This window comes from Lysobacter capsici (assembly GCF_018732085.1).
Lineage (GTDB): Bacteria > Pseudomonadota > Gammaproteobacteria > Xanthomonadales > Xanthomonadaceae > Lysobacter > Lysobacter capsici_A.
The window spans coordinates 3285140-3298391 of sequence record NZ_CP076103.1 but is presented as its reverse complement, the minus strand read 5'-3'; the positions used below and the strand labels follow the sequence as shown (position 1 = coordinate 3298391).

Below are 13252 nucleotides of genomic sequence, written 5' to 3'. Positions count from 1 at the left end.
GCGCGCTTCAGGGGCCTGGCGTGGGCTGCTTCTGGCTCGGGACGTTGCCGGGCCGGTCGGCCCGTTCCTTGGACAGGCGCGTATCGAGTTTTTCGCTGCCGGTCGCGGCGTAGGCGCGGCAAGCGTGGGTGTCGACCAGGCCGATGCCGGAGGTCGGGTCCAGACGCTCCAGCAATTGGCTCGCGCTGGGATGCGGCGTCAGCAGGATGTCGCAGGGCAGCGCGGCGATGGTCGCCAGACTCTTGCGGAATGCCGCGACCATCTCGGCGTTTTCGCTGTAGCGATACACCTCGTCGGAGAACGGGGTGACGCTGTCGGCGTAGACCATGGCGCGGCAGGTCGCGCCCTCGCACGAGGACCAGGTCCAACTGGTGCCGCCGGCGGTATGGCCGGGCGTGGCGTGGGCGGTCAATGCGATCGGACCCAGGCGCAGGATTTCGCCGTCGCCGATGCGTCGCACCGAAGCGACCGGCGCAAACTTCGCCACGCTCAGGAACTGCGGATCGCTGCGATCGCTGTGGCCGCGTTCCAGCGCGCTCGCCGCCGGTTCGCGCGCGACCACGCTCGCGCCGGTATCGCGTTGCAGGCGGGCGATGCCGCCGACGTGATCGAGGTGTTCGTGCGAACTGACGATATAACGCACGTCCTCCGGCTCGAAACCGAGCGCGCGGATGTTGGCCTCGATCCGCGGCGCGGCCTTGTCGGTAACGCCGTCGATGAGGATGTGGCCGGCATCGGAGGTGATCAGGATCGCGCTGATCGCGCAGGTGCCTACGTACCAGGTGTTGGCGTAGATGTGGCGCGGCGCGGTCGGTTCGTCCCAGCTCGGATCGACGGGGCAGGGCGCGGGCGCGGCGGCCTTCGCGGTGCGGGTCCGGTCGGCGTGCGGCGCGCTCGCGCAGGCGGCGAGCAGCGATGAAATTAGCGAAGCGGCCAACACGCCGGTGCGAAAACGCATGTGCGAAACCCTTGCAGGACAGTGGCGATCACTATCTCCGATCCGGAGGTATCGCGAAGCAAAAAGAAATTGTGGCAACAGAAAGCTGGATTTTTGCTTCCGCGTCGCGGCGACTGTAGGAGCGGCGTGAGCCTTGATCGCGACAATGCGGCTACGGCGCAAGTTTCGACGCAATTGCGTATTCGCAGTCGCCGCTTGCGCCGCTCCTACAAGAGCGAACGTGGCCGCGTCGGAGCGACTGTAGGAGCCGCGCAAGCCGCGACCTCGACAATGCGGCCGCGGCGCAAGCTTCGTCGTAGTTGCGTATTCGCGGTCGCGGCTTACGCCGCTCCTACAATGAGCAGACGTGGCCGCGCCGGAGCGACTGTAGGAGCGGCGCGAGCCGCGACCGCGACAATGCGGCTACGGCGCAGGTTTCGGCGCAGTTGGGTATTCGCAGTGGCGGCTCGCGCCGCTCCTACAGGTAGGTACGTACCCGCGAAGCCAGCGAGTGGGATGCCTGCGCCGGATCAGATCTCGCGCGCCAGCCGCTCGGCCAGGCCGGTGTAGCTGCCCGGGGTCATCGCCAGCAGCCGCTGCTTGTCCTCGGCCGGCAGTTCCAGCGAAGCGATGAACTCGCGCATCGAGGCTTCGTTGATGCCCTGGCCGCGGGTCAGCGCCTTGAGCTGTTCGTACGGGTTCGGCAGGCCATGGCGGCGCATCACCGTCTGCACCGCTTCGGCCAGCACTTCCCACGACGCGTCGAGGTCGGCGGCCAGGCGCTCGGGATTGACGCTGAGCTTGCCCAGGCCGCGCATCAGCGCGTCGATGCCGATCAAGGCGTGGCCGAACGCGGTGCCGAGCGCGCGCAGCACGGTCGAGTCGGTCAGGTCGCGCTGCCAGCGGCTGATCGGCAGCTTGGCGGCGAAGTGTTCGAACAATGCGTTGGCGATACCGAAGTTGCCTTCGGCGTTCTCGAAATCGATCGGGTTGACCTTGTGCGGCATGGTCGAGCTGCCGATTTCGCCGGCCTTGACCGCCTGTTTGAAGTACCCCAGCGAGATGTAGCCCCACACGTCGCGGCACAGGTCGATGCAGATCGTGTCGATCCGGCGCTGCGCGTCGCACAGCTCGGCGATGCCGTCGTGCGGCTCGATCTGGGTGGTGTAGGGCTGCCAGTCCAGGCCGAGCGACGCGACGAAGCGCTCGCAGAACACCGGCCAGTCGATATCCGGATACGCCGAAACATGGGCGTTGTAGTTGCCGACCGCGCCGTTGATCTTGCCGGGCATCTGCGCGCCGGCCAGGGTCTCGCCCTGGCGCTGCAGGCGCGCGACCACGTTGGCCAGTTCCTTGCCGACCGTGGTCGGCGACGCGGTCTGGCCGTGGGTGCGCGAGAGCATCGGCAGCGCGGCGTGGGCGTGGGCCATCGCGCGCAGGGCCTGGATCAGTTCGTCCAGCCGCGGCAGCAGCACGTGCTGGCGGGCCTGGTTGAGCATCAGCGCATAGCTGAGGTTGTTGATGTCCTCGCTGGTGCAGGCGAAATGCACGAATTCCAGGGCCGGGCCGAGCTCGGCATCGTCCTTGAGCCGTTCCTTGATCAGGTACTCGACCGCCTTGACGTCGTGATTGGTGGTGCGCTCGATCTCCTTCACCCGCGCCGCGTCCTCGACCGACAGCCCATCGGCCAGCGCGCGCAGGCGCGCCGCGGCGGCCTCGGAGAACGGCTTGAGCTCGACGATGCCCGGCTCGTTGGCCAAGGCCAGCAGCCACTCCACTTCGACCTTGACGCGGGCCTTGATCAGGCCGAATTCGGAAAAGATCGGCCGCAGCGCATCGACCTTGCCGGCGTAGCGGCCATCGAGCGGGGACAGGGCGAGCAGGGCGGTCTGGGGGTCGACGGACATGGCACACGCAAGGCAGGAAACAGTCCGCCATTCTACCCCACGGTCCGCAGGATGCCGGGCGCCACGTGTAGCAGCGGCGTGAGCCGCGACCGCGGGGCCTCACGTTCGCGCCGCAAACTCGTGACCCCGCGGTCGCGGCTTACGCCGCTCCTACATGAAGCTCCGCGCGATTGCGACCTCGCCGGATCGGGCGAAATACCCGCGCGCACTCGACGCGCCTCGCGGTCGCGGCGATCATGACGCCCGCCAGCGCAGTCGTAATGCCAGCACGGCGCGGCCTTCGCTGTTGCGAAGCACCGCCGCGTCCCCGACCACTCGATGCGATGCACGGCCCATGGGCCATGCGTTACCCCCAAGACTCAATGGAGTTGGCAATGGCGACTAAATCCCCCCATTCGGCCCAGAAATCGGCCAAGAACTCGGCCAAGAACTCGGCCGGAAAACCGGCCAAGACCCGGACCAAGCCGGCGGCGGGCAAGCCCGCGCAAGCCGCGGCCGCCGACGGTTTCCGCCGCGAACACGACAGCATGGGCGAGCTCAGCGTCCCCATCGACGCCTTGTGGGGCGCGCAGACCCAGCGCGCGGTGCAGAACTTTCCGATCTCCGGCGTGCCGATGCCGCGCGAATTCATCCGCGCGCTGGCGCTGGTGAAAGCCGCCGCGGCCCAGGTCAACGGCGGGCTCGGCCTGCTCGACGCCGGCGTGGCCAAGGCCATCGGCGCCGCCGCGGCGCAGGTCGCCGACGGGCGCTTCGACGCGCATTTTCCGATCGACGTCTATCAGACCGGCTCGGGCACCTCGAGCAACATGAACGCCAACGAGGTCATCGCGACCCTGGCCTCGCGCGCGGGCAAGCACGCGATCCATCCGAACGATCACGTCAACCTGGGCCAAAGCTCGAACGACGTGATCCCGACCACGATCCGGGTGTCGGCGCAGTTGGCGGTGGTGGAATCTTTGCTGCCGGCGCTCGCGCATCTGCGCAAGACCATCGGGCGCCGCGCCAAGGAACTGGCCAAGACCACCAAGACCGGCCGCACCCATCTCATGGACGCCATGCCGCTGACGTTCGGCCAGGAGTTCGACACCTGGGCCGCGCAGCTCGATTCGGCGCAGCAGCGCATCGAGGACAGCCTCAAGCGCCTGCGCCGGCTGCCGATCGGCGGCACCGCGATCGGCACCGGCATCAACGCCGACCCGCGTTTCGGCAAGGCCATGGCCAAGGCGCTGTCGGCCGCGACTGGCACGCGCTTCGAATCGGCGGCGAACAAGTTCGAAGGCCTGGCCGCGCAGGACGACGCGGTCGAACTGTCCGGCCAGCTCAGCGCCCTGGCGGTGGCCCTGACCAAGATCGCCAACGATCTGCGCTGGATGAATTCCGGCCCGCTGGCCGGCCTGGGCGAGATCGAATTGCCGGCGTTGCAGCCGGGCAGCTCGATCATGCCCGGCAAGGTCAATCCGGTGATTCCCGAAGCGATGGCGATGGTCTGCGCGCAGGTGATCGGTCACCACGCGGCGATCACCGTGGCCGGGCAGAGCGGCAATTTCCAGCTCAACGTGATGCTGCCGCTGATCGCCTACGACCTGCTCGATTCGATCCGCCTGCTCGGCAACGCCATGCGCCTGCTCGCCGACAGCGCGATCGCCGGGCTGCGCGCGCGCGAGGCGCATGTGCGCGAGGCCCTGGACCGCAATCCGATCCTGGTCACCGCGCTCAACCCGCTGATCGGTTACGAGAAAGCCGCGGCGATCGCCAAGCAGGCCTATAAGGAAGGCCGGCCGGTGCTGGAGGTGGCGATGCAAGTCACCGGGCTGCCGGAAAAGCAACTGCGGCGCCTGCTCGATCCGACCCGGCTGACCCGCGGCGGCATCCAGGCCGGCGGCGCGGGCGGCGGGGGCGGTTGAGACTGCGTGAACCTCGCCCGCTTCAATTCATGTCAGAGTGTGATTAAAGTCGGATCATGGATGCCGTGGTTGCGGTGGTGCCTTGGGGAAGGCGGGGCCAGCGGCCACGGTGGATCGAATTGTTCCAGGATTTAGTTTCGCGACCGGGGTGGGGTTTTCAGGCGCTGGCGCTTGGATATGCTCGGTTCGTGTTCGGGGATATTCGCGCGCGATCGCGCGATAATCTCCCGCTGCGGCGGGAAGGCGGCGATGCGGCTTGCGAAAGCGGCGGCGCCTGACGGAAACCTCGGGTTCCCGATGCCTTTCCCGCGCGTGACGGATTTCGCGGCAAACCCGTGCTGCGCGGGTTTATCGCGAATCCGGCGGCTCAGGTCGCCGGGCAGGTCCGCGAACGCCGGGCAGCGATGGGCGGTTATTGAGCGGTAATCGGTCCGTAATGCCAGGGTTATGTTTGCGGTTTTATGTGCATCGTTGTGCGGGTCGCCGGATGCGTCCGCGGAACGTGTTTTCCCCCGAACCCCGGATCGCCCCGATCCGGTCAGCCATCACCATGGAGCCTCGCTCATGATGTCCAAGACTTTCTTTCGGTACGCCGCCGTCCTGTCGCTGTTCGCCTGTGCCGCCTGCGCGCCGCAGGACGTGCCGATCGGCGAAGACATAAAGGCCGATGTGGCCTCCCAGGTCGCTCCGGTCGCCGCCGACGCGGCCCAGGCCGCCGTCGCCAGCGTCAAGCCGGCGCACTGATCCACGGTCCCGGGTCCGGGGGCACGCCCGGTCCGGGGCCGAATCCGCCGTCCAGCGGATTCGGACCGCCCCGCCATCGCAGACTTCGGTCTGCGGTGTCGGTGCAGTGCAAGCCCAAGCAGGCCCGCATTGCGATGACGCGATCGTCGCGGCCGCCCAAGTCGCCCGTTGCGGGCGCATTCTCCGATGCCGACTTCGCCGTGCATATCGCGCGATGTTCCGCGCAGCCGTTCGTAACGCGCCGCGATTCGATCGATTGCGCAATGAGGCTCGTCGATTCGTCCGGTCAAGGCGAATCAGTGACAACTCCAGGCCGCCACTTGCTCGCCGTTCGTCATTTTCAGCACGCTTTTAGTGCCGGACGGGCAGGGCCGCGCGCAAACCATTCATGGCATCGGCGCAAGGTGGCGGCGCGAACCGGCAGCGATCGCAAGCCAGGCCGGCCGCGTCAGACATTCGATGGGCTGATCGAACGAGCCAGGCCTCTACGCGATAGGCTCGCCGAACCTGTCTCTATGCCGCGCTCGATGCGCTTGTGTCTGCATCTGGCGGCACGATCATGCGAAGAGTTACCCGATAGCGATGCTCGCGGCGAAAACCGAGCTGCACGCCGCGGCACAATCGTTGTGAGCCATGTCGCTTGGTGTGCCTGAGCATCGAATCGGTGGCTTGCGTCGCATCGGCGCCGGCTGCGTTGTTGCCCCAATCGCGAGGGCGGTCGGGCTTGAAGCCGTCCGCCGGCCGAACTTGGCGCATCGCCATGCTGCGGTGCAGCTTGCATCGGCATTGATCCCATAAATACTATTTATCCTACAAATAGGACGGCATGACCGCCCGGCCCAGCCGGAGCGGTCGCGCAGGGAGGGACCGAGCGGGGGCGAGGTCCGGTCGATCGTCAATCAACAGCCAATGTCGCTGTTCAGCCGGGGCAGGGTAATGCATCAATCAGCACTGACCGTTTCCGTTCGTAACGCACTTCGTGTCCGCAATGCGCTGATGGTCACGATGGCGATGTCCGCCGTCGTCGCCCACACCGCGCAAGCGCAACAATCCGCCGACGCGCCGACCGCACCTTCGGCCGAAAGCGCCGACAAAGACCCGACCACGCTCGGCGCGGTGGTGGTCAGCGGCACCCGCGCGAGCATCCAGAAATCGCAGGCGCTCAAGCAGGACGCCATCGGCACCGTCGATGCGGTGTCGGCCGAGGACGTGGGCAAGTTCCCCGACCAGAACGTCGCCGACTCGCTGCAACGCATCGCCGGCGTGTCGGTCGACCGCTCCGGCGGCGAATCGCGCTTCATCACCGTGCGCGGCTTCGGACCGGAGTTCAACACCGTGCTGCTCAATGGCCGGACCATGGCGACGGAGAACGCCGGCCGCGAATTCAGCTTCGACGTGCTGCCGTCGGAACTGATCAGCACCGCCGAAGTGTTCAAGACCTCGCAGGCCAACCTCAGCGAAGGCGGCATCGGCGCGACGGTCAACATCAAGACCCGGCGCCCGCTCGACGACAAGGGCTTCCACGTCGCCGGCAGCGTATCGGGCGTGCGCGACAGCCTGTCGGGCGACACCAAGCCGAAGTTCTCCGGCCTGATCAGCGACACCAACGCCGACGGCACCTTCGGCGCCTTGCTCGGCGTGGTGCGCTACCAGCGCGATCACACCAGCGAGGTGATCGACGACGAAGGCTGGCTGACCGGCAGCAACGGCATCAACGGCGTGAGCGGCTTGAACAACGTCGCCGTGCCGCGCACCCTGCAATACAAGGTCAATCAGGAACAGCGCACCCGCACCGGCGTCAACGCGGCGATCGACTGGTTGCCGAGCGAGAACCTGCGGGTGGGCGTGGACGCCATGTACTCCAAGTACGAGATCGACTCGAAGATCAATGCCTTCGGTCTGTTCACCGACCCTTCCGACGTGCAGCAGGCGAGCAGCGACGCCAACGGCACCGCCACCTCGTTCGTTCGCCGCAACACCGGCGGACTGGCCAACGATCACATCGTCTCGTCCAGCCCGCGCAATTCCACCAACCAGCAGCTCGGCGTCAACGTCGCCTGGCAGGTCGGCGAGCAGACCTCGCTGGACTTCGACGGTTCCTATTCCAAGGCCGAGGAGAACAGCGGCGGCAAGGGCTATTTCATGGTGATGGGCGCGCGCAATGTCGGCGTGAACCCGACCTGGAACCTCAATCCCGGCGCGTTCCCCAGCTATTCCAACCTGCTGCCGACGACCGACACCTCCGACCTGCGCGCGCATTTCGTCGACCGCGAGGGCGACAACCGCAGCGACGAACTGTACGAAGGCAAGGTCAGCCTGACCCGCAATTTCATCGAAGGCACCTTGTCGCAGTTGCAGTTCGGCATCTCCGGTTCCAAGCGGACCAAGGACAGCGTCACCGTGCGCACCTCCGACAGCGATCTGAACTGCGCGTACTGCGGCTACGCGGTGCGGCTGCCGAGCGAACTGGCCAGCGTGTTCAATGCCGGCTCGCTGGTGAACGGCGTCTCCACCGGCGCGCCGACCCAATGGCTGACTTTCGATCCGCAGCGCTACTTCGACTTCCTGTCGAGCCCGGCGGCGTACAACCAGTTCGCGCCCGGCGGCGAGTTCTACGACCCCAACGATCCCGGCCGCGCCCAGCGCATCGCCGATGCCTTGCAGAAATACGGCGGTTTCAAGGCGATGCCGGTGCCGCAAAGCCAATGGCTGGTGGAAGAGAAATCCTACGCCGCGTTCGCCCAGGCCACGTTCGAGAACACCTTCCATGACATGCCGTGGACGCTCAACCTCGGCGTGCGCTTCGTCAAGACCGATGCGGTGTCGCGCGCGGTGTCCTCGCAGGTGGAATCGATCACCGGCACGCCGGGCGATCCGACCAACGCCCAGGTGCATTTCACCCCGCCGATTCCGATCTCGCGCAGCGCCAGCTACAACGATTGGCTGCCGTCGCTGAACTTCCGCATCAATCTGCGCGAGAACCTGGTGCTGCGCGCGTCGGCGTCCGACACCCTGACCCGGCCGACCCTGACCAGCCTGCGCATCAGCGAAGACATCGGCGTGCGTCCGCCGGGCCCGGGTTCGATCAACACCGGCAACATCGATCTCAAGCCCTACAAGGCGCGCAACTACGATCTGGGCGCGGAGTGGTACTTCAACGACACCAGCTACCTCGGCCTGGCGGGTTTCTACAAGAAGGTCGAGAACTTCGTCACCAACGTGACCCGGCCGACCACGATCCAGGGCTATCCGTTCATGGAAACCCTGCCGGTCAACGCCAATACCGCCGTGGTCAAGGGCGCCGAGCTGTCGTTCCAGTACACCTTCGACCGCCTGCCGGCGCCGTTCGACGGCCTGGGCGTGCAGGCCAACTACACCTACGTCGACAGCAAGCAGAGCTTCGATCCGTCCATCGCCACCGGCCAGTTCGCGGTGGTGGGCCTGGCCAACTCGGGCAATCTGATCGTGTTCTACGAAAAGGGCCGGGTCGGTTTCCGCGCGGCCTACAACTGGCGCGACGAATACCTCTCGGCGGTGCGCGGAGCGCAGGGCGAACCGACCACGGTCAAGCCGTATGGGCAGATCGACCTGAGCGCCAACTTCAAGCTCAACGACAACGTCTCGCTGTTCGCCGAGGCCACCAACGTCAACGACGAGACCGAGGCGGCGTACTCGCGTTACGACAGCCGTCCTCAGTGGGTCGCCGCGAACGGCCGCGCGCTGTCCTTCGGTATCCGCGGATCATGGTGATGCGCGCGCCGATCCGCCGCGTCGGTCGCGGCCTGCTCGTACTGCTCGCGTTGTGCGTTCTGGCGGGCGCGCAGGCGGCGCCCGCGCCGCAAGCGTCCGCGCAGGTCGCCGAATGGGAGCGGCCGGAGGTCAACGCGATCGATCGCGAACCCATGCGCGCCACCTCGTTCCCGTTCGAGTCGGTGCAGCTCGCGCGCGCCGGACGCATCGCCGATTCGCGTTACTTCCTCGACCTCAACGGCGATTGGCGCTTCGCGTTCGCGCCGAGCGTCGACCGGCGGCCGCTGGATTTTTATCGCGACGAGTTCGACGTATCGGCCTGGAAAACCATCCCGGTGCCGTCGATGTGGCAGGCGCAGGGCTACGGCCAGCCGCTGTACAACAACATCGCCTATCCGTTTCCGGCCAACCAGCCGTTCATCCCGCACGAGATCAACTCGGTCGGCTCCTACCGGCGCGATTTCACCGTGCCTCAGGGCTGGGACGGGCGCCAGGTGCTGCTGCACATCGGCGCGGCCGGCGCGGCGTACTACGTGTGGGTCAACGGCAAGCAGGTTGGTTACAGCGAGGACTCCAAGCTGCCGGCCGAATTCGACATCAGCCGCCATCTGCGCGCCGGCGCCAACAACGTGTCGATCCAGGTGTATCGCTGGTCCGACGGCAGCTATCTGGAGGACCAGGATTTCTGGCGGGTCAGCGGGATCGAGCGCGATGTCTACCTGCTCGCCGCGCCCAAGACCTGGCTGCGCGATTTCTTCGCCCGCGCCACCTTGGACAAGAGCTATCGCAACGGCGAATTGAATCTGGACCTGAGCGTCACCGGCGCGGCCGCGGCGAGCCGGATCAAGGCCAGCGTGCTCGACGGCGACCGCGTGGTGTTGACGCGCGAGGCGGCGGTCGAGCCGTCGTCGAAAGCGCGCACGCTGAGCCTGGCCGGCACGATCGAAGGCGTGCGCCCGTGGACCGCGGAAACGCCGAATCTCTACACCTTGCTGCTGGAGTTGCGCGACGCCGGTGGACAACTGCTGCAGGCCAGCGCGGTCAAGATCGGTTTTCGCACGGTCGAGGTGTCCGGCGGCCTGGTGCGGGTCAACGGCAAGCCGATCAAGATCCGCGGGGTCAACCGGCACGAACACGACCCGGTCACCTTCCACGTGATGTCCGAAGCCTCGATGCGGCGCGACATCGAGCTGATGAAGCTCAACAACGTCAACGCGGTGCGTACCTCGCATTACCCCAACGCCGAACGCTGGTATGCGCTGGCCGACGAGTACGGCCTGTACGTGATGGACGAGGCCAATATCGAATCGCACGGCTACATGCAGAAGGGCGACGAGGGCATGCGGCCGCGCGACCAGGTCCAGCTGGGCTACGACCCGCGCTGGGAGCGCGCGCATCTGGAGCGGGTCCAGCGGATGATGGAGCGCGACAAGAACCATCCTTCGATCATTTTCTGGTCGCTGGGCAACGAAGCGGGCACCGGGCCGAACTTCGCCAACGCGGCGAACTGGCTGCACACCCACGACACGACGCGGCTGGTGAGTTACCTCGGCCACGGCACCCTGTATGCCCAGCACCTGCCCGAGCCGTACGTGGATTTCTACGCGCCGATGTACGACCCGGCCGACCGCATCGTCGATTACGCGACCCATCCGGAGTTCGCGGGCAAGCCGCTGATCCTGTGCGAGTACGCGCATGCGATGGGCAACAGCCTGGGCGGCCTCAAGCTGTACTGGGATGCGATCTACGCTCACGACCGGCTGCAGGGCGGTTTCATCTGGGATTGGGTCGACCAGAGCATGCTCAAGCACACCGACGACGGCCGCGCGTACTGGGCCTACGGCGCCGATTACGGCCCCAATCCGTCCGGCGCGGAGGCGATCGAATTCGGCGACGGCCTGCTGCAGTCCGATCGCACGCCCAACCCGCACCTGCACGAGCTGAGCAAGGTCTATGGACCGATCCAGTTCGAAGCCGTGGATGCCGCGGCCGGCCGTTTCACCGTGCGCAACCGGCATAACTTCATCGACCTGAGCGGGTTCGATTTCGACTGGCAGTTGCGCGAGAACGGCCGGATCGTGCGCGAAGGCAAGGGGCCGGCGTTGTCCACGCCCGCCGACGGCAGCCAGACGGTCGACTTCGCTGTGCCGCCGCTGACCCAGCGCCCGGGCGCCGAATACTTGCTGACATTGCGCGCACGCACCCGCGCCGACACCGTGCCGCTGGTGCCGGCCGGGCACGTGGTGGCGTGGGAACAGTTCGCCTTGTCGCCGCCGCCGTCGTTGCCGGCGGTCGCGCGCTCGGGCGCCGAAGTCGCGGTCAGCGATACGGCGCAGGCCGCGACCTTGCGCGCCGCCGGCGTCGAACTGCGCATCGATCGCGCCACCGGCCTGATCCAGCGCTACGCCTACAACGATCAAACCCTGCTGCAAGGCGGCGCGCCGAACTTCTGGCGCGCGCCCACCGACAACGACATCGGCACCGGCGTCTACGCCAGCCATCAGATCTGGAAACCGCTGTCGCAAACCCGTCGTGTCCGCGCCGTGCAGGTGCAGCGCGGCGACGACGGCGGCGCGCGGGTGCGGGTGGCGTTCGATATCGGCGGCGAGACCGCCACGCCGGACGTGCAGTACACCGTCGACTACGCGATGGCGCGCGACGGTTCGGTCGACGTCACCGGCGAATTCAAGCCCTTGTACGCCGGCTTGCCCGATCCCTTGCGCCTGGGGCTGATGTTCACCATGCCCAGCCGCATCACCGAGCTGAGCTGGTACGGCCGCGGCCCGCACGAGAGCTATGCCGATCGCTACACCGGCGCGGAGATCGGCGTGTACGCCGGCAAGATCGCCGCGCAGAACCACGACTACATCCGCCCGCAGGAAACCGGCAATAAGATCGACGTGCGCTGGCTCACGTTGAGCGCCGCCGACGGCGTCGGCATTCGGGTGACCGGGGCCAAGCCGCTGTCGGTCAATGCCCTGGCCTTCCCGTATGCCGATCTGGACCGCAAGCCGATCGGACAGGCGCACAGCAGCGACATCGTCGCGCGCGAGCACGTCTCGCTGATGATCGACGAACGCCAGATCGGCGTCGGCGGCGACGATTCGTGGAGCAAGGTCGGTCAGCCGCATTCGCAGTACCGTATTCCGGTGGCGCCTTCGCGCTACCAGTTCCGCATAACGCCGGCCCAGGCCGGCACCGAGGCGAATCGATGAGCGACCGCACTCCCTCCGCGCCTGCCGCGCCCGGGCAACGTCTGGCCGGCAAGACGGTCCTGGTCTCGGGATCGTCCAACGGCATCGGCGCGGCGATCGCGCGGTTGTTCGTCGAGCACGGCGCGCGCGTGGCCGGTTACGACCGCGCGCCGCCGTCAGCGGGGCAGGCGTCGGCCTGCGAACTGTTCGTCGCCGGCGATGTCGCCGACGCCGATGCGGTCGCGGCGTTCGTCGATCAGGCCGCGCAACGGTTCGGCACCATCGACGTAGTCGTCAACAACGCCGGCGTGGACGTGTTCAGCGATCCGCTGACCCTGGCGCCCGACGACTGGTGGCGCAATCTGGCGATCAACCTCGGCGGCGCCTGGAACTTCAGCCGCGCCGCGTTGCCGATCATGCTCGAACACGGGCGCGGGTCGGTGATCAATATCGCCTCGGTGCATGGGCACAAGATCATTCCAGGCGCGTTCCCGTATCCGGTCGCCAAGCACGCGCTGATCGGGCTGACCAAGGCCTTGGGACTGGAGTACGCGGCGCAGGGTCTGCGGTTCAACTCGATCTCGCCCGGACTGATCCTGACCGATCGCATCGAGCGCTGGCTCTCGTCGCAGCCCGATCCCGAGGCCGCGCGCCGCCGCCAGACCGAACTGCTGCCGCCGAGGCGGATCGGCGAACCCGACGAGGTGGCCTATGCCGCGTTGTTCCTCGCCAGCGACGAAGCGCGCTTCATCAACGCCACCGACATCGTCATCGATGGCGGGCGCACCCAGCTGTACCACGAATGATCACCTTGCC

7 protein-coding genes are annotated in these 13252 nt (G+C 67.0%); 5 read left to right on the top strand and 2 right to left on the bottom strand.

Going from position 1 to position 13252, the window contains the following annotated elements:
* Nucleotides 1-7: 7 nt before the first annotated feature.
* Both bla and purB read right to left on the bottom strand, forming a co-directional pair.
* The gene (bla, locus tag KME82_RS13680; protein WP_215494540.1) at nt 8-958 is read right to left on the bottom strand and encodes a subclass B3 metallo-beta-lactamase; all 951 of its coding nucleotides are present in this window, start codon (nt 956-958) and stop codon (nt 8-10) included.
* Between the two features lie 509 nt (nt 959-1467).
* Nucleotides 1468-2844, bottom strand: a complete 1377-nt coding sequence (purB, locus tag KME82_RS13675; RefSeq protein ID WP_215494539.1) for an adenylosuccinate lyase — start codon at nt 2842-2844, stop codon at nt 1468-1470.
* A gap of 374 nt (nt 2845-3218) precedes the next feature.
* Here purB and KME82_RS13670 point away from each other — a divergent pair, with 374 nt between their 5' ends.
* The 5 genes from KME82_RS13670 (at nt 3219) to KME82_RS13650 (ending at nt 13242) form a co-directional block, all read left to right on the top strand.
* Nucleotides 3219-4748, top strand: coding sequence for a class II fumarate hydratase (locus KME82_RS13670; protein WP_215494538.1), 1530 nt, complete (start codon nt 3219-3221; stop codon nt 4746-4748).
* 564 nt (nt 4749-5312) lie between these two features.
* The gene (locus KME82_RS13665) at nt 5313-5492 is read left to right on the top strand and encodes a hypothetical protein (protein WP_056113905.1); all 180 of its coding nucleotides are present in this window, start codon (nt 5313-5315) and stop codon (nt 5490-5492) included.
* 1011 nt (nt 5493-6503) lie between these two features.
* The gene (locus KME82_RS13660; protein WP_215494537.1) at nt 6504-9242 is read left to right on the top strand and encodes a TonB-dependent receptor; all 2739 of its coding nucleotides are present in this window, start codon (nt 6504-6506) and stop codon (nt 9240-9242) included.
* Complete coding sequence (locus tag KME82_RS13655; protein WP_252255310.1) at nt 9242-12457, top strand: glycoside hydrolase family 2 TIM barrel-domain containing protein; 3216 nt, start codon at nt 9242-9244, stop codon at nt 12455-12457. Before KME82_RS13660 ends, KME82_RS13655 begins: the two co-directional genes overlap by 1 nt.
* Nucleotides 12454-13242, top strand: a complete 789-nt coding sequence (locus tag KME82_RS13650) for an SDR family oxidoreductase (protein ID WP_215494536.1) — start codon at nt 12454-12456, stop codon at nt 13240-13242. The genes KME82_RS13655 and KME82_RS13650 overlap by 4 nt, the downstream gene beginning before the upstream one ends.
* Nucleotides 13243-13252 lie beyond the last annotated feature (10 nt).

Coding starts and splice junctions, on each gene's coding strand:
- KME82_RS13665 (WP_056113905.1), top strand. CDS start 5,313: ATGATGTCCAAGACTTTCTTTCGGTACGCCGCCGTCCTGTCGCTGTTC.
- bla (WP_215494540.1), bottom strand. CDS start 958: ATGCGTTTTCGCACCGGCGTGTTGGCCGCTTCGCTAATTTCATCGCTG.
- KME82_RS13670 (WP_215494538.1), top strand. CDS start 3,219: ATGGCGACTAAATCCCCCCATTCGGCCCAGAAATCGGCCAAGAACTCG.
- KME82_RS13660 (WP_215494537.1), top strand. CDS start 6,504: ATGTCCGCCGTCGTCGCCCACACCGCGCAAGCGCAACAATCCGCCGAC.
- KME82_RS13650 (WP_215494536.1), top strand. CDS start 12,454: ATGAGCGACCGCACTCCCTCCGCGCCTGCCGCGCCCGGGCAACGTCTG.
- purB (WP_215494539.1), bottom strand. CDS start 2,844: ATGTCCGTCGACCCCCAGACCGCCCTGCTCGCCCTGTCCCCGCTCGAT.
- KME82_RS13655 (WP_252255310.1), top strand. CDS start 9,242: ATGCGCGCGCCGATCCGCCGCGTCGGTCGCGGCCTGCTCGTACTGCTC.